At 42.2% G+C, this 25,319-nt stretch carries 16 protein-coding genes; 10 read left to right on the top strand and 6 right to left on the bottom strand.

Annotated features, from left to right (window positions below; translation table 11 throughout):
• Positions 1-17: 17 nt before the first annotated feature.
• Positions 18-1,625: a VWA domain-containing protein gene (locus tag CC97_RS11760; RefSeq protein WP_044975124.1), complete on the top strand. Its 1,608-nt coding sequence runs from the start codon at positions 18-20 to the stop codon at positions 1,623-1,625.
• Between the two features lie 236 nt (positions 1,626-1,861).
• On the opposite strand, the gene CC97_RS11755 is transcribed toward CC97_RS11760, so the two are convergent.
• Positions 1,862-3,145, bottom strand: a complete 1,284-nt coding sequence (locus CC97_RS11755) for an SPFH domain-containing protein (RefSeq protein ID WP_044975123.1) — start codon at positions 3,143-3,145, stop codon at positions 1,862-1,864.
• 383 nt (positions 3,146-3,528) lie between these two features.
• Between CC97_RS11755 and CC97_RS11750 the strand changes: the two genes are divergently transcribed.
• The 3 genes from CC97_RS11750 (at position 3,529) to ugpC (ending at position 8,543) form a co-directional block, all read left to right on the top strand.
• Positions 3,529-6,417 (top strand): YfhO family protein, encoded by a 2,889-nt coding sequence (locus CC97_RS11750; RefSeq protein WP_049962870.1) that lies wholly within the window; start codon positions 3,529-3,531, stop codon positions 6,415-6,417.
• A gap of 87 nt (positions 6,418-6,504) precedes the next feature.
• The gene (locus CC97_RS11745) at positions 6,505-7,287 is read left to right on the top strand and encodes a pseudouridine synthase (protein WP_049962869.1); all 783 of its coding nucleotides are present in this window, start codon (positions 6,505-6,507) and stop codon (positions 7,285-7,287) included.
• A 104-nt stretch (positions 7,288-7,391) separates the two neighbouring features.
• Positions 7,392-8,543, top strand: a complete 1,152-nt coding sequence (gene ugpC / locus CC97_RS11740; RefSeq protein ID WP_044975122.1) for a sn-glycerol-3-phosphate ABC transporter ATP-binding protein UgpC — start codon at positions 7,392-7,394, stop codon at positions 8,541-8,543.
• 267 nt (positions 8,544-8,810) lie between these two features.
• Here the strand turns inward: ugpC and CC97_RS11735 are convergent, their stop codons facing one another.
• The 4 genes from CC97_RS11735 to CC97_RS11725 form a co-directional block, all read right to left on the bottom strand.
• Positions 8,811-9,881 (bottom strand): branched-chain amino acid aminotransferase, encoded by a 1,071-nt coding sequence (locus CC97_RS11735; RefSeq protein ID WP_044975121.1) that lies wholly within the window; start codon positions 9,879-9,881, stop codon positions 8,811-8,813.
• Between the two features lie 139 nt (positions 9,882-10,020).
• On the bottom strand, positions 10,021-10,146 hold the full coding sequence (locus CC97_RS21360) for a hypothetical protein (protein ID WP_278245330.1): 126 nt from the start codon (positions 10,144-10,146) through the stop codon (positions 10,021-10,023).
• 211 nt (positions 10,147-10,357) lie between these two features.
• Positions 10,358-12,136, bottom strand: a complete 1,779-nt coding sequence (locus tag CC97_RS11730) for a leucine-rich repeat protein (protein WP_044975120.1) — start codon at positions 12,134-12,136, stop codon at positions 10,358-10,360.
• A 13-nt stretch (positions 12,137-12,149) separates the two neighbouring features.
• Complete coding sequence (locus tag CC97_RS11725; RefSeq protein WP_044975119.1) at positions 12,150-12,392, bottom strand: leucine-rich repeat domain-containing protein; 243 nt, start codon at positions 12,390-12,392, stop codon at positions 12,150-12,152.
• A 695-nt stretch (positions 12,393-13,087) separates the two neighbouring features.
• Here CC97_RS11725 and CC97_RS11720 point away from each other — a divergent pair.
• From CC97_RS11720 to CC97_RS11695, 6 genes are all read left to right on the top strand, one after another.
• On the top strand, positions 13,088-13,393 hold the full coding sequence (locus tag CC97_RS11720) for a dockerin type I domain-containing protein (RefSeq protein ID WP_044975118.1): 306 nt from the start codon (positions 13,088-13,090) through the stop codon (positions 13,391-13,393).
• 424 nt (positions 13,394-13,817) lie between these two features.
• Positions 13,818-15,116 carry an ATP-binding protein gene (locus tag CC97_RS11715; RefSeq protein ID WP_044975117.1) on the top strand — a complete coding sequence of 433 codons (1,299 nt, stop codon included), beginning with the start codon at positions 13,818-13,820 and terminating at the stop codon, positions 15,114-15,116.
• A 393-nt stretch (positions 15,117-15,509) separates the two neighbouring features.
• The gene (locus tag CC97_RS11710) at positions 15,510-17,135 is read left to right on the top strand and encodes a cohesin domain-containing protein (protein WP_044975116.1); all 1,626 of its coding nucleotides are present in this window, start codon (positions 15,510-15,512) and stop codon (positions 17,133-17,135) included.
• A gap of 224 nt (positions 17,136-17,359) precedes the next feature.
• Positions 17,360-20,161: a substrate-binding domain-containing protein gene (locus CC97_RS18945; protein WP_049962868.1), complete on the top strand. Its 2,802-nt coding sequence runs from the start codon at positions 17,360-17,362 to the stop codon at positions 20,159-20,161.
• 27 nt (positions 20,162-20,188) lie between these two features.
• Positions 20,189-23,752 (top strand): substrate-binding domain-containing protein, encoded by a 3,564-nt coding sequence (locus tag CC97_RS18940; RefSeq protein WP_049962867.1) that lies wholly within the window; start codon positions 20,189-20,191, stop codon positions 23,750-23,752.
• 59 nt (positions 23,753-23,811) lie between these two features.
• Entirely contained in the window at positions 23,812-24,306 is a 495-nt protein-coding gene (locus CC97_RS11695; RefSeq protein ID WP_044975115.1) for a DNA-deoxyinosine glycosylase, read from the top strand.
• A gap of 126 nt (positions 24,307-24,432) precedes the next feature.
• Here CC97_RS11695 and CC97_RS11690 read toward each other — a convergent pair whose 3' ends face one another.
• Positions 24,433-24,972, bottom strand: a complete 540-nt coding sequence (locus CC97_RS11690) for a hypothetical protein (RefSeq protein ID WP_044975114.1) — start codon at positions 24,970-24,972, stop codon at positions 24,433-24,435.
• Positions 24,973-25,319: the final 347 nt, after the last annotated feature.

Below are 25,319 nucleotides of genomic sequence, written 5' to 3'. Positions count from 1 at the left end.
CGAAAAGGAGCGTTTTTATGAGTATTAACAGGAAAACAATATCTGTATTTGCATTATTAATGTCAGCATCAATGCTGTTTACCGGATGCGGAGCGCATCCGTCCGGAGCACCTTCATCTACATCATATACAGGCAGTTCAGGCGGCAGAAATGATACATATTATGAATATCAGGCAGATAATGCTGCCGAAGACTATAAACCGGATTATATTTATGATCAGGATATTACGGTATCGGATAATGAAGAATACAGTGTAATAAATGAAAGCGGTTTTAAGAGCGTAAAGGCGGATCCGCTGTCAACTTTCTCAGTGGATGTGGATACTGCTTCATACGCAAATGTCCGCAGAATAATACAGAGCGGTAATAAGGTAAATCCTGATGCGGTCAGAATAGAAGAGATGCTTAATTATTTCCACTACGATTATCCGCAGCCGAAGTCAGGCGAACCTTTCTCAGTGAACACTCAGATAACCGACTGTCCGTGGAACGCTGACACAAAGCTTATGCGTGTCGGACTTCATGCAAAGGATATCGATTTTACAGAGCGTGAACCGATGAACCTTGTGTTCCTTATAGATGTAAGCGGTTCAATGTACGATGCAGACAAGCTTCCGCTGGTGCAGAAATCATTCTCGGTCCTGGCAGATGAGCTTGACGAGAGAGACAGAATATCGATCGTGACCTATGCAGGTACTGACAGTGTGGTACTTGACGGAGTAAGCGGTGAAAGCAGGGATAAAATACTTTCAGCCATAGACTCACTGGAAGCCGGCGGATCAACGGCAGGAGCTGCAGGTATCAGTACTGCATACGAGATAGCTGAAAAGCATTTTATAGAAGGCGGAAACAACCGTATAATCCTTGCCACTGACGGCGACCTTAATGTAGGCATATCCAGCGAAAGCGAACTTAAGAGACTGGTTGAGAAAAAGTGTAAGAGCGGTGTGTATCTTTCTGTTCTTGGCTTCGGTACCGGAAACATCAAGGACAACAAAATGGAGACCCTTGCTGATAACGGTAACGGAAACTACTCATACATCGACAGCATAAAAGAAGCAAAGAAAGTGCTGGTTGATGAAATGGGAGGAACACTTGTCACTGTTGCGAAGGACGTAAAGATACAGGTCGAATTCAACCCGGCTTATATAAAGGGGTACAGACTTATCGGTTACGAAAACCGCGCACTGTCATCAGAAGATTTTGCCGATGACAGCAAAGATGCCGGTGAAGTAGGCGCAGGACATTCAGTAACGGCGCTTTATGAAGTTGCCTTTGCCGACAGTGAAATGAAGTTCGACTCATCGGATCTGAAGTACAGCAGCGCCGATGAAGGAAAGGACAACGGCGAATACCTGACTGTTTCAGTACGCTACAAGGAACCTGATGAGGATGAAAGCAGACTTCTGACTTACCCTGTGACCTTCGGAGCATATTCCGAAAAGATGGACGATGACATGCGTTTCGCAGCAGCAGTAGCTGAGTTCGGAATGATCCTCCGTGACAGTGAAAACAAGGGAACTGCGACCAGAGAATCAGTACTTGAAATGCTTGATGAAACCGATCTTAAGGACGATCAGTACAAGACCGAGTTTAAGAAGCTCGTAAAGGAATCAGGAATATAAAATTTATACTGCAGAACGGAAAAGAATTCTGCAGCCTGTTAAGCGATCTTCCCCTTTGACATAGAAAAAACTGCCTTCATAACAAAAGAAACATCCCGCTGAAAAAGCAGCTGCTTCGCGCCTGCATTTACAGCGGGATGATCTTTTTACTGTGCCGGTCTGATTTCAAAGACAAAACACGGGGGACAGAGCAGAATTCTGTCCCCCGAAAAACATTTCTGTTATTGTCAGTGCTGTTATGGTCTTGGTGAAGCGCATTCAGAGCAGAACTTGCCTGTGTTTACTGCGCCGCATGAGCATGTCCATGAGCCCTGGTCTGCCGGCTTAGGAGAAGCGCATTCAGAACAGAACTTACCAGTGTTTACTGTACCGCATGAGCATGTCCATGAACCTGCCGGAGCCGGCTTAGGAGAAGCGCATTCAGAACAGAACTTGCCTGTGTTTACAGCACCGCATGAGCATGTCCATGAATCTGCTGCAGGAGCTGCCTGTGCAGCCTGAGCCTGCTGCTGCTGTCCCATGGCGAAGAGGTTCTGAGCGTTCATGCCGCCTGCGTTCATTGCCATGTTCATTCCCATGAATCCGTTCATTGCACCGCCTGAGTTCTTTGCAGCTGCCTGCATTGCTTCAGCCTGTGCATTTACCATTGTAGCTGCAGCGTAGTTGGCATTCTGCATCATGCCTGTTCTCTGAGCCTGCTTGATCATGTCTTCGTCTTCCTTAGGAAGAGTTACTGAGTTGATCGAGATCCTTTCGAGTGAGATGCCGCGTCTTTCAGCCCATTCTGCTGCAAGAGCTTCGTTCATGGCATCCTTGAGTACCTGTGTCTTGCCCGGTACTTCGCTGTATCTGATGCCCATTGCTGAGATCTGTGCGAATCCAGGCTGGAGAGCATCGAGGAACTCAGACTTGAGCTGTGCGTCGATCTGTGAACGGTCGAACTGCTGCTGAATGTTGCCGCATACATTTGTAAAGAAGAGAAGAGGATCAGTGATCTTGTATGTGTATGTACCGTTGCAGCGGATAGCTGTGTCGATATCAAGACCGATCTTGTTGTCAACTACTCTGAACGGAACAGGATTCTGTGTACCGAATCTGTTGTCCATGATCTCCTTCATGTTAATATAGTAAACGCGCTGTTCCTTGCCTGAGTCGCCGCCCATTGAAATAGCACTTCCGATCTGTGCAAGTGTGGCCTTGAGCTTTGCGCCTAACTTTTCATCGCTTGCAAAAATGCTTGGTGATGAGGACTGAGTGAATTCATATTCACCCGGTGTTGCTACAACGTCAACGATGTGGCCCTGGTCTGTGATGATCATGCACTGACCGTCGTTTACGGCGATCTTGCTGCCTCTTGAAATAACGTTGTCATTGCCGTTGTTGTGTGCACCCTTGTCGCTGTGCTTTCTTCCTCTTACAACGAGAACATCATTCGGTAATGAGTCACAGTAGAAAAACTCCTTGTAGGCATCGCCTAATGTGCTCATTGTTGCTCCGATTGCTACCTGTAAAAGTCCCATAAAACTTAAATCTCCCTTCAAATTTAAATCCGTCATAAAATGATGAATCTGGTTTTCTCATGTCCCTTAAAAGAACATATATTAATAATAACCCAAAATTGCGGCCGCGTCAATAGATTTTTTTATTATTATGGAAAGGCTGATTTATTCATAAATCAGCGTGGGGTCCGGGGAGAAGCCCCGCAAATCCCGCCTTCGCAAATCCGGTAAAGCCGGATTTCCGATTTAATCAGTGTTTCCTTATAAATAAGGAAAAGGCTGTTTGTGCTGAAGCGGGCGGAACGCGGGGTACGTATAAAAAATACTTGTAAAAGCACAATAAATGAGGTATAATTAATTTATATGTGTTCATTCATATCAAGTTGATAATCAGGAGGTTACAGATGGAAAAGACAGCTAAGCCTGCGCCGCAGGCAAAGTCCGGTGTCTGGGATAAAGTGACGAAATGGCTGTATAACAACAGATACTATATATACGCTTTTTTCATACCTTTTATCATCATGGCACTTGCATACGGACTGTTTGACGTGTACCCGATCGGAAAATGGATGGGTACCAACTTTGAAAACGTTCCGAGACGAAAGATCGCGCACGACGGTGCGGTTCTTGTACTCGACTTAAACGGTCAGTACGTTTACTATTTTGAAGCCCTGAGGGACGCTCTCTGGGGCAAGGGCAGCATTTTCTACAACTGGTCAAGAAACCTGTCCGGTGAATTCATGGGCATCATCGGCTATTATCTTGCCAGTCCTTATACACTTATAGTAATGCTGCTGCCGAGAACAATGATTCTCGAAAGTCTGCTTCTCATGCAGCTCTGCAAGCTGGGTTCAATAGGCGTTACATTCAGCTATTACCTGCAGCATTCCAAAAAGATGAAGCCTCTCAATTCGCTCATCTTCTCAACTGCCTTTGCACTCTGCGCATATGCAGTTATCCAGCTCATGGATCCGATGTGGCTTGACGGACTTATTCTTCTTCCGATGATAGCTCTCGGCATCGAATATCTTGTTGACAGAAAAGCAAGAGCAAACTACATCATTCCGCTTGCGCTTATGTTTGTCGCAAACTTCTACATCGGATTTATGCTTGCAATATTCAGCGTTATCTATTTCCTTTACTACAATTTCCTCGGTACCGAAAAGGAAAACATCACTGTAAAGGAACACGTAAACACAGCAGTAAGATTCGGTTACTGTTCAGCTGTTGCCGGAATGTGTGCCGCTTTCATGATCCTTCCGGTCTACAAGGCTCTCAGCCTCGGAAAGTTTGAGTTCTCAACTCCTGACTATTCCGTTCGCCTTCAGTTCGATTCCATCGACATTCTTTCAAAGCTTCTGCCTTCAAGCTACGATACAGTAAGAAACGAAGGCCTGCCTGAAATATACTGCGGTACGATCGCTATCCTTCTTCTTCCGCTTTTCTTTATGAACCAGAATATAAGCAAAAGACGCAAGACAGGTTATGCACTTCTTCTTGCAGTTCTTTTCTTCAGCATGTATGTAAAGCCGATCGATATGATGTGGCACGGCGGTCAGGTACCTAACTGGCTCCCTTACCGTTACTCGTTCATCATGTCATGGGTGATCCTCTGCATGGGTGCCGAATGCTTTGAAAAGCTCGACGGCTTAAAGAATGAAACCGTTGGCGGTACATTCTTCGGAATTCTTCTCTATCTGCTTGTTGCGGAAAAAGTGTTCAAGTACGAAAACATCGAAGTTCTCAACGGCCTCTGGTTCACAGCAGGATGCGTTCTCTGCTTCTCGATCCTCATTTCAGCGTACAGGGAAAGCCAAAATTCAAAAGCTATCCCGATCGCCATATGCGTTATGCTTTCAGGTGAACTTCTCATGAGTACGTTCGATACTCTCAAGGATATCGACAAGGATGTTCTCTACAGTATGCGTTCCTCATACTACAATTACATTGAAGCAGGACGTGCAGCCGTGGAAGACATGGAAGCAAAGGATCCGGGACTTTACCGTTCTGAAAAGGTGGCAAAGTCAGCACCTCTTCAGAGAACCGTAAACGATGATATTGCATTCGGACTTAAGGGTATCACTCACTCAAGCTCGGTAATGAATGCGAAAATGATCAAGACGATCGGAAATCTCGGCTATGTAAGCCGCGGACACTATACAAGATATGAGGGTAATACACCTCTTACAGACTCGCTTCTCGGTATCAAGTATGTTCTCGATACAAACAACACTGCCGTATCGGATCTTTACCAGTACCAGGAATCAACTGTGACCACCCATCCTGACGGAAAGACAACACAGATCGACCGTTACATAAACCCTTATGCACTCCCGATCGGATACATGGTAAGCTCTGATATTCTTAATGCTTCCATCGACAGCAACAACCCGTTCGAGAACCAGAACAGACTTCTCAGCGCAATGACCGGTCAGGACAAACAGTATTTCAAGCGCCTTGACTTCACAAAGGAGCCGCGCTACACAGGCATAAACCTTGAAAGTGCCGGTGACCAGACAAAGTACGTTGCCGACAAGACAACAAATGACTGGACTATTGACTACTTTGTCCGTGCAAAGACAGGTGACACGGTTTACGTGTACTTCCCGGCAACATACGAAAAGAAGGTAAATCTCTGGAACGGTAAATGGGATGAAAGCATCTCGGATTACGATTACCGCGGTAACTTCATCAACTATTTCTTCGAAAATGAATACTACTGCATCACAAAACTCGGCAGATACGAAGCCGGCAAGGAATTCAGCATACGTGTGACAGTAGCCAACGATTATACCTACATGGCAGACCAGTTCTTCTACTACTTCGATGAGGAGGAATTCAAGAAGGATATCGAACTTCTCCATCAGAATACATGGAACATAAACGATAACTGGTCCGATACAAAGATCGAAGGTACAGTTACTGCTTCTGCAAATCAGGTCTTCTTTACATCTATCCCGTATGAACCGGGCTGGACACTGAAAGTTGACGGAAAGAAGACAGATATAAGAAGCGTTGCAGGAGGATTTATCGGCGCTGAACTTATGCCGGGCGAACACACGGTAAGCCTTTCGTTCTTCCCTGCAGGACTTGCACCGGGAATACTTCTTGCTGTTGCCGGTATAGGCATTGTGATAGTATTTATTCTCATGGATAAGAAAAAAAACATTCAGAACTGCCGGCAGGGCACAGAAAAAGGAACCTGCACCTGCTGCGGGCTGATACATAACATGAAAACTTCACGGGCTGCAGCGGGTATGGATCCCGTCAGCCGGGTATCAGGTTTTCAGTAAGAAACGAACTCAGACTGCTGCTTCGGAACACGGAGCAGCAGTTTCAGTATATATACGAAAAGACGGACAGTGTCCGGGAAAGGCAGAATGATGGAAAGACTGGATAAATTCATTGCCGGCAGAACAGAGTTTTCAAGGAACGATGTAAAAATGCTTCTTAAAAGGGGAAGAGTAACTGTGAACGGAAATACAGTATCCGATGCAGGTCTGAAAATAGACCCAGGAAAGGACAGCGTTACGGCAGACGGCCATGAGCTTGTCTGGAGGAAGAACACGTATATCTGTCTCAACAAGCCGGACGGGTACGTGTGCTCCACAAGAGACGGCCGTTCTGAAACCGTGCTTTCGCTTGTGCCTGAAGATCTCATGAACAAGGACATTTTCCCTGCCGGAAGACTTGACAAGGATTCGAAGGGTTTCGTGTTCCTTACCGACGACGGAGGACTGGCTCACCGTATGCTTTCGCCGAAGAAACATCTTACAAAGTGCTATCTTGTAAGGCTTGCAGAAAAATACTCTGAGGAATATGAAAAGGCGTTTGAATCGGGACTTGCCATAGATTGCGGTGACGTGTGCATGCCTGCCAGAGTTTGCGGAGTTTCTCATGATGATCATTTTGCGCTGGTAGGACTTGATGAAGGAAAATTTCACCAGGTGAAGCGGATGTTTCATGCTCTTGGCAATGAAGTAGTGTCACTTTTCAGGGTGAGCATCGGCGGACTCGTGATAAAACCTGATCTGGCGCCGGGAGAGTGTTTGGAAATCTTGGACAATGAAATTGAAAAAATGTTGTCTGAATTTGACTTTTCCGATGTGTTGAAATTCGTTGAAACAAGCTTTTATTTATTATTAACAAACAACGATTTATAAATTTATCTATTTATAGGCTTGCATTTAAGGTATGAAATTTGGTATTATAGTATTGTGCCAATTTGACCGGCACAAAAAAACTGTTTAGGGAGGACCCATCTAACATGGCAAGTTTATCGTTACGTGGAATCTATAAGAAATATCCGAACGGTCAGGTAGCCGTTTCAAATGTAAATGTAGAGATCAAAGACAAAGAGTTTATCATCCTCGTTGGTCCGTCAGGCTGTGGTAAGTCAACAACCTTAAGAATGATCGCAGGTCTTGAAGAAATCTCTGAAGGTGAACTCTATATCGGTGACCGTCTGGTCAATGATATAGCACCAAAGGACAGAGATATCGCAATGGTATTCCAGAACTATGCTCTTTATCCGCACATGACTGTTTTTGAGAACATGGCATTCGGCCTTAAGCTCAGAAAAGTACCTAAGGAAGAAATCACACGCAAGGTTGAAGAAGCAGCTAAGATCCTCGACCTTTCACACCTTCTCGAAAGAAAGCCAAAGGCTATGTCAGGCGGTCAGCGTCAGAGAGTTGCTCTCGGCCGTTGTATCGTTCGTCAGCCACAGGTATTCCTTCTCGACGAACCACTTTCAAACCTCGATGCAAAGCTCCGTGCTCAGATGAGAACAGAGATCTCAAAGCTCCACAAGAAGCTCGGTACAACATTCATTTATGTTACACATGACCAGACAGAAGCTATGACAATGGGTGACAGAATCGTTGTAATGAAGGACGGTTTCGTTCAGCAGATCGATACACCTCAGAACCTTTACCTCTATCCTACAAACAAGTTCGTTGCAGGATTCCTTGGTTCACCTCAGATGAATATGATCGATGCTGTACTCAGACAGGATCCTACAAACCTTCTTTACTATGTTGAATTCGGTTCAGCTGATTCAAAGATGTCAAAGGGTGTTAAGTACACAATCGTAGTACCACCGGAAAAGGCTCAGAACGCTCCTCAGCTTGCAAGCTATGTAAATAAGGAAATCACACTTGGTATCCGTCCTGAAAGCATTCACGACGAACCAATGTATCTCCAGAACGCTACAACAGGTGTTGTTGACTGTGAAGTTGAACTTACAGAAATGATGGGTGCTGAGACATACCTCTACCTCAACTGTGAAGGCGTTTCACTCACTTCAAGAGTTGCTCCTACAACAACAGCAAGATCAGGCGATACTATCAAGGTAGTTATGGACCCATACAAGATCCACCTCTTTGATAAGGAAACTGAAGCTACAATCATGAACTAATCTGCGTTTATCGCTGAAAAATAACCTCTTCTCCTTTGTCGGGAAGAGGTTTATTTTTTGTATTATCAGGGAAACACTGGTTAAATCAGAAATCCGGCTTCGCCGGATTTCCGGAGGGAGGATTTGCGGAACTTCGCCCCGGCCCCCCGCTGATTTATGAATAAATCAGCGTTTCCTTAAAGAAATAAGAAAAAACCTCAGAAACTTTGAGAATTATCATAGTTTCTGAGGTTGTATTTTTTATCAGACAGGTTTTAAAACCGGTGATCAGCCTTCGAGCTTGTGGATCCAGCCGAACTTGTCTTCGAGCTTGCCGTACTGCATGCCTGTCATTGTATCGTAGATCTTCTGTGATACTTCACCGATCTTGTTGTCGTTGATGATCATTACCTTGTCGCCCCACTTGAGCTTGCCTACAGGTGAGATAACAGCTGCTGTACCTGTACCGAATACTTCGTTGAGCTTGCCTGCGTCATAAGCGTCTGCAACTTCCTGGATAGAGATCCTCTTTTCGGAAACCTTCATGCCCCAGCTCTTGCAGAGTTCAAGAACAGACTTACGTGTGATACCTGAAAGGATAGAACCCTGAAGTTCAGGTGTAACGATCTCGCCGTCGATGATGAAGAAGATGTTCATTGCACCAACTTCTTCGATGTACTTTCTTTCAACACCGTCGAGCCAGAGAACCTGTGAGTAATCCTGCTTGTGAGCTTCATCCTGTCCGATGAGAGAAGCAGCGTAGTTACCGCCTGTCTTTGTAAAGCCCATACCGCCGCGTACTGCACGAACGTAGTTTGATTCTACGTAGATGCCTACAGGGTTGAGACCTGTTGAGTAGTATGCACCTGATGGTGAGAGGATGATGATGAACATGTAGCTGTCAGCCGGACGAACACCGAGGAACGGGTCAACTGCGATGATGAACGGTCTGATGTAGAGTGAAGCACCGTCTGTGTGAGGAACCCAGTCCTTGTCGATGCTTACGAGCTTATCGAGTGCCTTGATGCAGAAGTCAACATCAACTTCCGGAATAACGAGTCTCTGGTTTGAAATGTTGAGTCTCTTGAAGTTTTCTTCCGGTCTGAACATCTGTACGCTGCCGTCAGCTGTTCTGTATGCCTTGAGGCCTTCAAAAACTTCCTGAGCATAGTGGAGACACATAGCAGCCGGGCTGAGTTCGAGCGGTGCATAAGGTACTATACGTGCATCATGCCAGCCCTGACCCTTGTCATAGTTCATGATGAACATATGGTCAGTAAATACATGACCAAATCCGAGGTTGCTTTCGTCAGTTGGTTTTGCCTTTGGGTTTTTGGTTAATTCTACGCGAATATCCATAGTTTTAATCAGCCTTTCATTTTAGATTTTTAATTTATAAAAAATCAGAATGCGTTAAAGAAGAGAACGGACGGAAACGGGACGTGCCCTTTCCGATGACATTCAGAATACTTTAAAAAGAGGCATCCTGGTAATTTTGTCATTCCCAGATACTTATATATTTTTTTCTGTATCTTCTGCAGATGTAATCTGCAGCTGTTTTAATGCCGATAACGGTAGCAAGAACAGCAACGGTTATAATGAATGCTTTTAAGAAATTTTTCATTTACGTCTGCCTCCTTAAAAAAAACATTGTGACCATGTTTGCATAACATCAGAGAATAATGCTCTGAATATACAGTAAACGCATTTTTTCAGCGTTCACTATTAATTATAGCACATTAATCGTAATAATACCATAGCGCGAATAAAAAAATATTGATTTTATATTCTTATATGCGATATAATTTGTTAAGCTGCTTAATATACAGCAAACATTATTTTTCGTAAATGATAAGATCTTTAAGAGCGACAAAGTCGGCTATGTTTATGGTTTTATCATTTGTCACCATTGCACCGGAACGGTTTATCATTCTTGTTTCACTGTCGCCGAGCATCCATTTGCTGAAGAGCAGGAGGTCAGACGCATCTACGCTGTTATTTCCGTTGATGTCGCCTTTTACAGCAGGCATGTGCCAGAGACGGGCTAATTGTTCACTCTCTTCAGAAATAATATTTTCACTTTTGTAAAATTCTATTTTCTCAAGTGAGGTGCATCCGTCAAAGGAGCCGTCTTCAATTCCTTCTGTTGAATCAGGAAGAAGGACTGATTTCAGAGCTTTACAGTCCTTAAATGAATCAGATTTGATTTTTTTAAGAGTTTCCGGAAGCTTTACTGATTCCAGCGTACTGTTGGCAAAAGATACAGATGTCGTATCAAGTTCTTCAATCGGTGATTCTATCTCTATACTTTTGATCCTGTGCATAAGATCAAGTTCAGGGTAGCGCGTAAGGAAGCTGAAATCAACAGAAGCAGCATCTCTGATCGGAGTGGAAGAGTAAAGATCTAACATCGCTGAAACCATGCCACCTGTAATTGCTCCTTCTCCGGTTATAGTTAGAGTACCGTCGTCGTCAAGTTTCCAGCATTCGTCACCAGGACCGCAGTAACCGGAAGTATATTCGCTTTCACCTTCTGAAATGAATTCAGATTTTTTTAGTATGGCCATTTCGTGGGCTGCCGAATATTTCATTCCTTTTATGGTGATTTTCTGATCTTCATCGATGAAGTTATCTGCTATTTTTTCTACAGAAGAAGGAATACGGATGAATGTCAGTTCCGGGCAGTTTTTGAAAATTTCCGGGTTGATCTGAGTCAGACTGTCCGGAAGAATGACTGAACTGATGGCTGTATCACTGAAAGCACCGTATCCAATATAGTTTACAGATGACGGTATTTCGACCTCTTTGAGCGAACTGCATTCTGAAAAAGCATGTGCACCTACTTCCTGTAAATTTTCGGGAAGGATCACACTGCTAAGTGAAGTACATTTCAGGAAAGCATTATCAGGAAGTGCTTTTAACGATCCGGATATTTTAGCTGATTTAAGATTAGTGCAGTCTGAAAATACATAATCGCCCAATGCGGCGTCTTTGACTGATAAGCTGATATCAGTAAGTGATGTGCATGATCTGAATGCGTAGTTTCCAATCGCTTCCGGACTGCCTTCGAATTTTATGCTTTCAATGCCGGAACAATCTGAAAAAACGTGATTGCTTATAGATTTTACGTTTTCCGGAATATTTACCTCTTTTATATTTTCACATCCTGCGAAAGCGTATGCAGCGATATATTCAAGAGATGAAGGAAGAGTTACTTCAGAAAGTGATTTGCATTTTCTGAAAGCAGAATCACCTATATATTCAACGGATTCCGGTATTACAAGTTCAGCTAACGTGCTCCCTTCAAAGGAAGAATCTGATATGTATTTAAGTGATTCCGGAAGTATGACTGACTTTATTTTTTTATTTTCAAAGCATCCGCCGGCAACAGAAGAAATGTTATCAGGTATTGTGATTTTTTCCGGAAGATCTTCAACGGTATCGGCAGCAATGATATCTATAAGGGTGTTTCCTGCAGTTAAAAAAGTTATTTTATCGTCAGCTTTCTGTTCCTTTAACAGTTTCGTGTAATACGGAGAGCTTTTGAAAGTTTTTCCAAGTTTCCCGATAATGACATCGGGTGAACCTAACTCAAGAACTTCGAGATTCTCCATTTCAAAAGCTTCGTTACCTATTGTTTTTTACCGAATCAGGAATGGTAAGTTCCTTTATCATCGAACATCCGGAAAAAGCCTCTCTTCCTATACTGGTTACAGAATCAGGAATAATGATCTGTTCGGCTTCATCACATCCGTAGAATGCGTAGCTTGAAATACTTGTTATACCTTCTTCAATTACGATTTTTCTGATCAGATGATAATTTCGTTCTCTTAACCACGGACAAACTGAAGGAGACGTAAAATCAAACATATCACCGGAACCATTGATAGTCAGTGTTCCGTCGTCCGTCAGTTCCCATGAAGTTGATCCTCCGCCGTGTCCGAAACCGATGATCCTGGCTTTCTCTTCCGGTATGTCTTTGTCAGCTTCACTGGTTGCAGCGGTTATATTGTTTTTTAATGATATAGTATGAAATGGTGCTGATGAGCATATCAGAGCGGCCGCAGAAATTAATGCGATTGTTTTTTGTATTCAAATTATTAATACCTCCTTCATGCTATATACTGAGTTTCAGTAAAATGACATATATCTATTATACTTGCTATTAAACATAAAATCAATATGTGACGGACTTCTTTTTGATAATGTCGTATGAATTTGTATCGTGCGCAAATTGACGATCCGGACAACATGAATTCAGTAATATATAACCACAATGGCCTTATAATCAGGGATGGATGAGAATTCAGAAAAAATCGCCGGTATTATCAACGATATTATAAACATTGATGAAGATGTTGTTCTTGTAGCTTTGGAATCCGTATGCCTGACCCTGTCCGGAAATATCCGGATGCGATTTTTACATATTGTTTTCAGTGTGGCATTGTGGTATAATTGTTATAATATCATTGGTTTACAAGGATGTGTGAGATAAGGATATATGGGGGTTCAGCGGATTTGCACTGATTTCTCATGTGTTTCATCAGAAAAAAGGAGTAAAGGTTATGAAAAAAAGGATGATCAGGGAATTAAGACGAAAGGCAGTGCTTCTTGCACTCGTTTCCGGACTTTTCTGCGGTAGCAGCGGAATGGTGTATGCTGCGGAAGAATCCACGGAGACGGAAAAGAGTCAGTTTTTAAATTATCTTAGTGAAAGGGGACAGCCGGGCGACTATAACGGCGACGGCGTTATCAATGTTTTCGACCTTATGAAGTACAAAAACAGCTTTATCGAGGAAAAGGAATTTTACAGCACAGGAGAATCAGCAATTGACGTCAACAAGGTACAGCCGTGGTCGGCTGTACTATAGAATACCGGCAGCGAGCTGCCGGTAACATTAACAAACGGGACTGCACGAAATGTGTGCAGTCCCGTTTTCTGGTTGTGCCGCCGCAGAACAGAGCCTGTCGGATATTCGTCCTTAAAAGTGTTGCGAGAGCTATATTTTTCGTCCTTAAAAATGTGAATTTTGCGGAAATGTTCGTCATTAAAAATGCTGATATGTTATAAAAACTGTAGCGCCGGATAGATGCTTTTATTGGTTTTAGGACGAAATTACATGTGTCATATACGTTTTCGAGAAATGAACTTCACCTTTTCAACATGCATTGACTTTTCGCCTTGAAAGTGTTATAATTTAGAAAAATACATCATTAAAAATGTTGAAAAAGAGATTTTTTCGTCCTTAAAATTGTTAGAAAACGAAAAAACGTAAATGTAAGGATGGTCTGTACATGAAAAGAACTGCATATTCCCGGCTGCTGAAATGGAAAGAAAAATCAGGCAGAAAGCCGTTAATAATCAACGGAGCCAGACAGGTTGGCAAGACATGGCTTATGAAGGATTTTGGCAGGAATGAATTTCAGAATGTTGTGTATATCAATTTTGACAACAATACAGTTGCAAAACAAATATTTGAGCCCGATTATAATATTCCGAGAATAATCTCTTCGCTTAAAATACTTTCAGAAACAAACATAGATCCGGAAAATACGCTGATCATATTTGACGAGATACAGGAATGTCCGAAAGCACTTGGAAGTCTTAAGTATTTTTGTGAAGACGCTCCTGAATATTACGTTATGGCTGCAGGTTCGCTTTTAGGAATAGCTTTGCACAAAGGTACGTCATTTCCTGTCGGCAAAACAGAGTTTATGACGCTGTACCCTATGACATTTGCAGAATTTCTCGAAGCTTCAGGAAATTCAGGATTACGTGAACTTATATCCGCTGAAGATTTCAGTACTGTATCACCGTTTTCAGAAAAACTCAAACTGCTTCTTAAAAAGTATTATTATGTCGGCGGAATGCCTGAAGCCGTTAAGACATTTATAGATACAGACGATCTCAGCAAGGTGAGGGAGATCCAGAAGGATCTTTTACTTTACTACGAAAATGATTTTTCAAAACATGCTCCGGAAGATCAGATCCCGAGAATACAAATGGTCTGGAACTCGATTCCGTCACAGCTGGCAAAGGAAAACAGAAAATTCATTTACGGTGTTGTCAGAAAAGGTTCTAGAGCAAAATACTTCGAACTTGCAATACAATGGCTGACTGATTACGGGCTGATAAACAAAAGTATTCGTATCAGCAAACCGTTTATGCCTCTTATTGCATATATGGATCAGTCGGTATTTAAAATTTATATGTCTGACGTCGGATTGTTAGGTGCAAAATCTGATCTTCCTGCAGTTTCAGTTATAGACGGGAACCGTATTTTCACAGAATACAAGGGCGCCCTTACAGAGCAGTTTGTCGCCCAGGAACTGAGAGCAGCAGACTTTATGCTTTACTATTACTCCACGGCAAATTCAGACGGCGAAATAGATTTTGTAATACAGAACGGTGATCAGATAATCCCTCTGGAAGTAAAGGCAGAAGAAAATCTGAAAGCAAAAAGTCTCAGAGCTTACTGCAGTAAATATTCTCCGGAGGAAGCTATACGCACTTCAATGTCTGCTTATAGAAAAGAAGAATGGATGACCAATGTTCCGCTGTATCTTTTAACGGAATATATAAAAAAGCTGTAAAGCCTTCGGCATAATAAGGCGCTCGGAGCAACGGCCTGAAAAAAGGTACAGCCATGCCAGGCTGTACTATAGAATACCGGCAGCCTGCTGCCGGTAACATTACACTTGAATAAACATATATAAAAGGCATCGGAATATGGTTTAAAACTGTCTTCCGATGCCTTTTTGAATTGCTCGTCAGGAATTTGTGCTGCGTACAAATATCAGGGAATATAGCAAGATTTAAAGACTTTCCACAGATTTTTTTGTTTATTTACTTGACTTTGCACAGACTTTGTGGTATAGTTGAATAAACAGCAGTATTCATTTTGCTGTCGAATTTAACGTTTTACCATAGGAAAGCACTGACTGATTCATTGATCAGTGCTTCCGCAAAAAAGAAAGGTGTTTATTATGAACAGAACATGGAAAAAAACAGTGGCAACTATTTTAGCCTTTGCTTTAGCAGCCGGGGGAATGATGGGCGGTGCTTCTTATCTTAACGAAGTATCTGCAGCAGAACAGCCGGTGGCAGCATTACGTGAAGCCGGTGAACCAGCAGAAATGGCTGTTGATGCCGGTGTTTATGAGGCAAATGCAGGAGATACGATCAAAGTTAAGGTAAGAGTGTGTGATATAAAGGATTCGTTCAATTCAGTCGGCGGACGCCTTCTTGTCAATACTGAGGCATTCAGCGTTTTAAGTGTTACTCCGGGAGATACTGACGATCCGGATAACGAAAACACCGAAATATTTCAGAAAACATTAACGGCACAGAGTATGTGCAGTGAGCATACAGAAAAGATCGGCTTCATTTACTGCGGACTTGAAAGTTTAAAGGAAGATGCTGTTTTTCTTACTATTGAGCTCAGGGTAAACGATGATGCTAAAGACGGATGCTATACTGTTCCGTTCTATCTTCGCGACAGCAGCGTTTCAATGGCAACAAAGATCGTCGAAACAGAAGATACCTGGGACGTTTTTGAAGTAAACCCTGACTATCGCGGTGCTCTGATCACAGTTGGTGCCGGTTCTGATGAAATAATAGAGCCGGAAGAACCTGAAGAATACAGTTACGAGTATGATTATGACAATGATCATCATCTCAACAATCCGGATGAAGATGGCGTTATCGATCCGATAATACCTGAAATTACATATTCTGAAACAGGACAGCCGATAACGACAGCTTGTTCTGATGAAAGTCTGACGGGCTTTACTGTAGATGCAGGTGTTTATGAAGCCAAGGCAGGTGATACGATTAAAGTAAAGATCAGAGCAACTGATATAAAGCAGCCTTTCTGCGGAGCTTTAGGTTACTTCATAATTGATGAGGATAAGTTCACGGTATTAAGTGCTGAGCCGGGAGATGCTGACGATCCGGATGATGATTATGCTGATGGCATCACTATAACCAAAGATGTGAGCCTGAATGTTTACAGAAATGCTGAAAACAGTAAAATGGCTGTTTTCATTTACAGCAGTCTTTTGGGGAACGTAGATGAAGATATGGTGTTTGCGACTGTTGAACTTAAGGTTAATGATGATGTGAAAGACGGAAATTATGAGCTTCCATTTGCTGTTCTTGAATACGGCGGAATGGCATGCGCATACGATGATGTAACGAATGAAATTATTTACAATGAACCTGAGTTCCGCGGGGCGCTTATCAAGGTAAGCAGTGCTTCAGAAGAAACTATACCTGAAGAACAGACTGAAGTATCAGAAAATGAGGAAAATGTTCCGAAAGAACAGCCTGAAGTAACAGAAAAAGAAGAAACACCGGCTCCGGCTGAAGAACTTCCGGTTATCGAAGAACCTGAAAAGCCAGTTGGACCAGGACATCACGGCCCTGCAGGTCCGGCAGATCCTAAGCCTGATCACAGACACGACCATAAACACGATCACGCACCAGCTCCTAAGCATGATGACCACAGAAATGATCACAAAAACAGCTACGAAAAGGCAGTTGAGAAGATCGCTGAAGATATCACAAATGTAATTACAGATGTTGCAAAGTTTATCTTTTCTTTATTCTAAAGAATAACAATTGTTACTGCTGTAACTGAAACGATGCCCACTCATTCGTAACGCACGGATGAGCGGGCATTTTGTATTTAATCATCACGATATATTGATTTTATACTCTGCTTTATGATATAATTTACTATGTATAAGAGCGTGCGGGTCATTTGGGGATATAACTGATATTTTCTCTGTTTGCACCTGTACAGATGAAAAATATCAAATAAGGGGGAAGGAATATGAGAAAAAGAGCCCTGAAGAATATAAGGCGTAAAGCCGTGTTGCTGGCGCTTGTTTCAGGAATGGTCTTCGGAAGTACCGGGATAGTATCCGCTGACTGGTCCGAGGAACGTGAGCAGCAGGAGCGGGAAGAACTTATAAAAACTCTTTCTGAAAAGGAACAGCGCGGTGATATTAACGGCGATGGTATCGTCAATGTGTTTGATGTTATGAGATACAAGAACAGCATTGTCGAAGGAAGAAGTTTTGATGAAGCCGAACGCATCGATGTTAACGGTGACGGCGCCGTGAACGGAAAAGACATTGGTGCAGTAAAGAACGATATTTTAAAACAGTCAAAGCTATGGACCTATGATAACGTTCCTAAGATGGACGGATCCACTTCGGCAATAACGCTCGAAGCCGGACTTAAATCGAAGATGCTCGGAGTGTCGTACTCTGATGCCAAACTGCTCGTATCACATCACAAGACCCACGAGTCATTCCAGATGCTTCTTTCCGGTGAGAACGACATGATATTCACAGTACCGATCTCGGAAGATCAGAAGAAAGCTGCTGAAGAAGCGGGAAGAGAACTTACATTTGTACCGGTCGCAAAGGAAGGATTCGTTTTCGTAGTAAACAGGAACAATCCGGTCGAATCCCTTACCGTGGAGCAGATCAGAGATATCTATTCAGGTAAAATAACAAACTGGAAGGAAGTCGGCGGAAACGACGAAAAGATCATTCCTTACCAGAGAAACAAGGATTCGGGAAGCCAGAATTACATGACAGAGTTCATGGAAGGCTATGATCTTATGAATCCGCCTAAGGAATATTATCTTGGCTCAATGTCATCTCTGATGGACGGACTTGCGGTTTACGATAATGCCGAAAATGCTATCGGTTATTCAGTTTACTCCTACGCAGCACAGATGTACGAAAACTCATCTGACACTAAATTCATTGCAGTTGACGGTATAAAGCCTACAAGAGAAACTATGGCGGACGGCACCTATCCTCTTCTCAGCAGCACATCGATAGTTTATACTGACAAGGCATCTCAGAATACAAAGGATTTTGCCGCCTGGGCAGTATCTGAAGAAGGGCAGAAAACTGTTCTTTCATGCGGATATGTTCCGTTAAAAGATATGGAGTATCCGGAGAAATTTAAGCCGTATTCCGCCAAGGGTACTGGCAAGGAAAAGCCGGCGGACTACAAGCAGGCAAAGAAATATTCGGAGCTTAGTTACAGACGTAGTTCATATGACGAAAAACCTCTGTCCCGCGAAGAATGTACAATCAACTGGCTTGCAGACAAAGAACTCCAGAACATGATAAACGATGATATCAGTAAAACGGTGTTTAACGGTCAGGATATGCTCGAAGGAATATGGCACATGAGCCTTCATGCAGTTAACGGATATATAAACATCAGTTTCAGTAATTACTACTTATCAAATAATTTTGAATTTAATTACGACGCGATAAACGGTGTAAGAATAGAGAAGCTTTCAGATTATTTCTATAAAGATGAAGATTTTGTTTCTGCTATTAACCAAAAATTAAACGAGCGTACTATATATGCCAAGGATATTAAAACGGATTTTCTTGGCGTTCTTGGAGAACCAGCCAAATTCAGTTTTGAAGATATAGTTTTTGATGCAGATGGGCCTTATTATGATAAAGAAACGAGACTATCATATCAGGTTGTCTTTGACGAACTGTTCGAAAGTATGATAATAGGTGAATATTACGACTGCAGAAACATTGTCGATGAAGCTAACCGACCCATGGATAATCTTATTTTTTCGCTGGAAGACCGCGAGTTTTCGGAATGGAGAACTATAATTGTTACTGGTGATGACGGTGAACCGCGTGTGAATGTCACCTCCCGTTTCCATACTGATGAGGAAATCAAGGCAGAAAACAAGCTCTATGATACAGTTTACGAAAAAGCAAAAGCTCTGCGCCCGGAAGGAAATACATCGTATATCATAGTTGACAGACATTATGAAATGAATTATTTCCGTGTGAATTACGGGAAGGTGGACGGACTGCCCAATACTCCGTATATGTTCTCCGGCGATACAGGCGAGCAGATAAAACCTTCAGATATTTTCGGAAAATCATTTGAAAAGTATGATGACTGTTTAATATACGAAATTGATCTTGGTGCCGGTACAGTTACTCTGCTCGGACTGTCTGATCCTTTCACGGAATATGAACAAACGTTTTATCATTACACGGAACATGAGGAAACGTTTGATACTGATAATTTCGACAGAAGTATACTGTACAGTGATCAGATAAAGGCGAAAACGGAGAAGCAGGATAAAATTCCGTACGGAATTCTGATGGACGACAAAACGGTAGATGTTTATCCTGAGTCCTATGTTGTTGATTACGGCGAGAAGAAAGTCTTATCTCAGATAAAGAAGAATCTTTACGTCAGTATAAAGACTCTGTGCCAGTCACACGGCAGTTTGTGGTATGAATGCTGGGATGGAAACACTGATGAATATATCGGCTGGATCAGCGAAGAAGACTGTACCATGCACAACCGCTTTTTCCGTTATGAAGAATACGAGACTCCTTTATCCGGTATAGTTACCGGCAGTAAAACAGGTGATGTATTCGGATACACGAATGATTACATTCTGAAGAAAGGTGCTGAAGAAGCACTGCGGAAGGTCGAAGTAAAAAGAAATGTTTTGATCAAACGGGCATGTTACAAATCAAGCTGGTTATATGACTGCTTTGATGCAGACAATGGAGATTATTACGGCTGGATTAAAAAATCAGATCTCACTCTTGAATAAATGAGTGATAATGAAAAGAGGAACAATATGAAAAAACATTCACTGAGAAAAAAGATAACAATCTTAATGGTTTTTACATTGATCGCATGCGGAGGAGCGGTTACGGTTTCAGCTGAGCCGGATACTTCCACTGAAGAGGGACAGAGAGCTGTTTCTATTATGGAAAAACTGTCTGAAAGAGGGCAGCCCGGCGATATAAACGGCGACGGTGTTATAAATGTTTTTGATCTTATGAGATATAAAAACAGCCTTATTGAGGAAAAGGGCTTTTACAGTACCGGAGAATCCGCCATCGATGTCAACGGTGACGGTTTGGTTGACGGAGTGGATATTACCGCTGTAAAGAGCGATATTTTAAAACAGTCAAAGATCTGGGCGTACAAAAGTGTGCCTAAAATGGACGGTTCCACTTCAGCTATCCCTCTCGAAGCAGGATTCAAATCAAAGATGCTCGGTGTTCCATACAGTGACGCTAAGCTTCTCGTCGAACATCATAAGACCCACGAATCATTTTCAATGCTGCTTTCCGGTGAAAACGACATGATATTTACAGTGCCGATCTCGGAAGACCAGCAGAAAATGGCGGATGAAGCAGGAGTAAAGCTGAATTTCGTACCGGTCGCAAAGGAAGGTTTCGTTTTCGTTGTAAACAAGAACAATCCGGTCGATTCACTTACAAGTGAGCAGATAAGAGATATTTATTCCGGAAAGATCACCAACTGGAAGGAAGTCGGCGGAAATGATGCGAAGATAATTCCTTACCAGAGAAACAAGGATTCAGGAAGCCAGAATTACATGACCGAATTCATGAAGGGCTATGACCTTATGGATCCGCCGAAAACACTGGTTCTGGGAATGATGTCATCTCTTATGGACGGAATTGCGGTCTACGACAACGCTGCTGATGCCATCGGCTATTCAGTTTATTCCTATGCAGCACAGATGTACGAAAATTCATCAGATACAAAGTTTATAGCAGTTGACGGTGTAAAGCCTTCAAGGGAGACTATGGCTGACGGAAGCTATCCTCTTCTCAGCAGTACATCGATAGTCTATACAGACAAGGCTTCACAGAATACGAAGGAGTTTGCAGAATGGGCTGTTTCTGAGGAAGGTCAGAAGACAGTGCTTGCGAGCGGCTATGTCCCGGTATGTGATATGGAATATCCGGAAGAGTTCATTCCTTATTATGCGAAGGGAACCGGTAAGAAAAAGCCGGCAGACTACAAACCAGCTGAAAAGTTTTCCAGACTGGCGTGGAGTGTGTCATGGAACAATGGTATGCCTGACGGAGAGTCTCAGATATTCTGGCTTAAAAACAAGGAACTGCAGAAACAGATAAACAGTGACATTCATAAAACTGTATTCGGTGATAAAGCCTGTGTAATTCCGGGAAGCTGGCGTATGGATGTTACGATTTTCAACGGTATAATGAATATATGTTTCAGAAAAGGCGGAGAATATAATTATCGTACTGTTAAACTGGAAGGCGTATATAATTTAAATTACGATCTGAAAAGCGGTAAAAAGCTGGAAAACTTCTCGGATTTGTTCTATAAAGATACTGATTTCGTACCTGCGGTAAGCGGCAGGACAGCTGATATACTGGCCACAGAATGCAGCGATGTGATAAAAACAGATTATATAGGCCTTATGGGAAAGATGGATAACTTCTCTTTTGATAATTTCATCGTGGAAAAGGACGGTCCGTATTTTGAATATGATCTGAGCGTCCCTTTCATTTCGTACTATGATGATATGGAACTGATCGACAGTATGATCACAGGCGAATATTTCGACTGCAGGGAACTGCTTGAATATAATACTGAAAACCGGTATGATGTTTATATTGACGAAGGTACTTATCCTGAATGGGAAAGACAATATAAATATGATGAGAACGGCGAACTCCGTTTTGACTATACTTCACGTTTCCATACAGCAGAGGAAATAAAGGAACGAAATGCGGTAATGGAACAGATCTATGAGAAGTATGTTGCAGAGACGAAATACCCGGTCGGACGTAATGCTGTTACCATTCATAAACCTGAAGAAACTAAGTCAGAGTTCAGCCTGAATGTTTACGAGCTGCATCTCAATGTGGCATCGATAGATAAAGCTCACCAGTACTGGTACGATCCTGAAACGCTGGACAGACTGCAGTTATCCGATATTTTCGGAGAAGACTTTGAAGAGTATAATGAATCCGGCGTTCTGATGAATGTCGATTATAAAAAAGGTTACGTGAAAATATTTGATAAAAACAGCGGCAGGGATTTACTTATTAGTGAAATGCCTGAAACAATGAATACAAAGTACTTTGATAAGAATACTCAGGAAGAAATCAGTACGATAAAACAGCTTAAGGAAAAAGCTCTGGAAAAAACGAAGGTGCTTTATGCGAAGGATTATCCGGAAATCGGAAAACTGGATGAAAATCATGTGCATGTAACTGTCGGAGAGGAACGGCTTGTATTCCGCAAAGCAGTAATAGATACAGATATAAATGCGGTTACAGTATTCATCTTTGATACGGCGGATTTTGATAATATACTGACTACCTATATGTTTGATCCTGAAACGCTTGAGCCAATAGAGAAATCAGATGTGTTCGGAGAGAAATTTAAAAAATATGACGGACACGATTACAGTATCGCTTATATAAATCTTGACGGTGGAACAGTGTTCCTGTATGATGACGATGCGAAATTCTATACGGAGGATATAGATTTTGAAAAGCTGAATATGAAGTATATTATTCCGAATAAGGCAGAAGTAATGGATCGCAAATGGCAGAAAAATGCTGTAGTCAGCGCCGGAAATGATGATGCTGTAAACAGTTACAAGGCAAACTATGTGACAGACTACGGTCCTGAGGAGGTTTATCTGCAGGTAAGTGCTGACACACCGGTAGAGATCACACACATCTGCAGTTCCCACGGAATACTATGGTTTGAATGCCGCGATGAGGATCATTATTATGGCTGGATACCATCCGGAAATGTAAAGCCGGATTTTAATGAAGAAGAGTATGCGTTTTATGAAAAGCATCAATTCCTTTTCCTTGACGAACGTCCGGTGGAATTGTATGCGTATGGTTATAACAGAGATGATATATTTGTGTATTCAGATGAATATATTTCAGAAACATCAGAAAATCCGGAAACTGAAATAACTGATCATATAACAGAATACCGCAGACTTATTGCAAGAACAAAGTGTCAGTCACACGGAGAATGGTGGTACGAGTGCTGGGACGCAGACGGCAGGTATTACGGCTGGATAAGAGACAAAGTTTTAAGCCATGCATATCCGTCATATTCATTTAATTCAAAATACATACCGATCACCGATATGCCGGCATCGATGGAACTCACACTTATGGGTAAGTCGTTCGGCGGAGCCGGCTGTTATAACGATTCATTTATTATGGAATTCGATGCAGAGGATCCGTTTAAAATGATCGAGGAGGATATTAAAGTCACTGCAACAGAATTCTGCTATTCACACGGAGAGCAGTGGTATAAAATTACGGATGCTGATTCGCCAGACGGATACTGCTGGGTCAATGCATGCTATTTTGTCGGCTGATTGACAACCTGATCAGTTTTTTCTAAAACAAAAATACAACTTACAAGGGGGATTTTATTATGATAACTCATCCGATCGAACCGGTATACGATAAGGCATCGAGAATACTCATTCTCGGAAGCTTTCCGTCGGTAAAGTCGAGGGAAGCAGGCTTTTTCTACGGGCATCCAAGAAACCGTTTCTGGAAAGTGGTTTCTTCCATATTTGAAGAGGATATTCCGCAGACGCCCGAAGAAAAGAAGGCGTTCCTTTTAAGAAATCACATAGCCTTATGGGATGTTATAGCATCCTGCGAAATAGAAGGCTCAGCTGATGCCAGCATAAAAAATGTCACACCGAATGATATTAACATAATACTTGCACAGTCAGATATACACGCGATCTACGTAAACGGAAAAACGGCTTTCCAGTACTACACTAAGTATACCCGTCCGGTTACGAACCGTCCTGCAGTCTGCCTTCCGTCAACAAGCCCTGCAAACGCTTCCTGGAATCTCGAACTCCTTACAGAAGCCTGGCAGTGCATAAAGGAAGTTGCCCAGTCAGAAGACTAATAAGTCAGAATATAACGATACCCCCGGCATCTGAGTGAATTTCAGATGCCGGGGGTTAGTTTATGTAAATAGTGCCGCAGGCACCACCTGCTTCAGGAAAGGAACGCCTGCGGCGTGCTATCTTTATCACAATACTTCAGACTGAAGTGTTTCCATTATTTTTGAGCTTTTCGGTGCGTTCATTGTATAATCCTGAACAGCCTGAATATCAAGCTGCAGAATCAACTTTCTGTAATTCAGAAGAACTTCCTTGTAATAATCGTAAGGAAGTTTGTTTTTATATCTGAGCAATTCTACAAGCATACGTTCTTTGCTGTAAATACGCACCGGATATCCTTTATATTCAATCTGAACTATTCCCTGATTAAAGAAGTTCACAGGATAAAAATACTGTTTAACATGCTCGTTTTTTATCTTGGCAGCATTTCGATCAGTTGCAAGATCATAATCATCCGGTATCACATCAGTTAAACCATAAATGTAAAACGCATTTCGCATCGTTATAACTGCATTAGGATATAAAAATGACAGTACTGCTATTTCAGGTACATATTTATCTTCGGAATAAACAGCTTTACCAACTTTAAAAAGTTCGCCTGAACTTATTTTCTTTTGAATCATATAATCTGATCCCAATTCTTTAAGGCACTCTGAACGGCTTTTCATTCTGTTCTCCTTTCACTTTAGATAAAATATCCGCAGTTTAATAAGTTTTGCGGATGTTTTTCTAAATTATATATCATATTCACGTAAAAGTCAATAAGTAAGTTTAACAAAATCATCCGCATTATTATATGTTTTGCGGATGATTTTATAAATAGACAGATGCCATTATTCAATTGTGCCGCAGTCACCACATTTTCAGAAAAGGTGGGCAGCCTTTGGCTGCCAATTATAATAGCAGTTGTCGTCCAACGGACGACAACTACCTTGTACGCCTCATGAAAATTCCGAGCTGCCGGCATCACTTTTGCTATATTTTGCGCAAAAGTATTTATTTTTCTGAAAATGTC

Origin of the sequence: Ruminococcus sp. HUN007 (genome assembly GCF_000712055.1) — a bacterium.
Classification (GTDB): domain Bacteria; phylum Bacillota; class Clostridia; order Oscillospirales; family Ruminococcaceae; genus HUN007.
Note: the sequence above shows the minus strand (reverse complement) of the source record. Positions and strands in the feature narration are given on the sequence as shown.

What these genes read in the sequence shown, in the direction of transcription:
- CC97_RS11760 (WP_044975124.1), top strand. Translation starts at nt 18, where the DNA reads ATGAGTATTAACAGGAAAACAATATCTGTATTTGCATTATTAATGTCA.
- CC97_RS11755 (WP_044975123.1), bottom strand. Translation starts at nt 3,145, where the DNA reads ATGGGACTTTTACAGGTAGCAATCGGAGCAACAATGAGCACATTAGGC.
- CC97_RS11750 (WP_049962870.1), top strand. Translation starts at nt 3,529, where the DNA reads ATGGAAAAGACAGCTAAGCCTGCGCCGCAGGCAAAGTCCGGTGTCTGG.
- CC97_RS11745 (WP_049962869.1), top strand. Translation starts at nt 6,505, where the DNA reads ATGATGGAAAGACTGGATAAATTCATTGCCGGCAGAACAGAGTTTTCA.
- ugpC (WP_044975122.1), top strand. Translation starts at nt 7,392, where the DNA reads ATGGCAAGTTTATCGTTACGTGGAATCTATAAGAAATATCCGAACGGT.
- CC97_RS11735 (WP_044975121.1), bottom strand. Translation starts at nt 9,881, where the DNA reads ATGGATATTCGCGTAGAATTAACCAAAAACCCAAAGGCAAAACCAACT.
- CC97_RS21360 (WP_278245330.1), bottom strand. Translation starts at nt 10,146, where the DNA reads ATGAAAAATTTCTTAAAAGCATTCATTATAACCGTTGCTGTTCTTGCT.
- CC97_RS11730 (WP_044975120.1), bottom strand. Translation starts at nt 12,136, where the DNA reads ATGGAGAATCTCGAAGTTCTTGAGTTAGGTTCACCCGATGTCATTATC.
- CC97_RS11725 (WP_044975119.1), bottom strand. Translation starts at nt 12,392, where the DNA reads ATGTTTGATTTTACGTCTCCTTCAGTTTGTCCGTGGTTAAGAGAACGA.
- CC97_RS11720 (WP_044975118.1), top strand. Translation starts at nt 13,088, where the DNA reads ATGAAAAAAAGGATGATCAGGGAATTAAGACGAAAGGCAGTGCTTCTT.
- CC97_RS11715 (WP_044975117.1), top strand. Translation starts at nt 13,818, where the DNA reads ATGAAAAGAACTGCATATTCCCGGCTGCTGAAATGGAAAGAAAAATCA.
- CC97_RS11710 (WP_044975116.1), top strand. Translation starts at nt 15,510, where the DNA reads ATGAACAGAACATGGAAAAAAACAGTGGCAACTATTTTAGCCTTTGCT.
- CC97_RS18945 (WP_049962868.1), top strand. Translation starts at nt 17,360, where the DNA reads ATGAGAAAAAGAGCCCTGAAGAATATAAGGCGTAAAGCCGTGTTGCTG.
- CC97_RS18940 (WP_049962867.1), top strand. Translation starts at nt 20,189, where the DNA reads ATGAAAAAACATTCACTGAGAAAAAAGATAACAATCTTAATGGTTTTT.
- CC97_RS11695 (WP_044975115.1), top strand. Translation starts at nt 23,812, where the DNA reads ATGATAACTCATCCGATCGAACCGGTATACGATAAGGCATCGAGAATA.
- CC97_RS11690 (WP_044975114.1), bottom strand. Translation starts at nt 24,972, where the DNA reads ATGAAAAGCCGTTCAGAGTGCCTTAAAGAATTGGGATCAGATTATATG.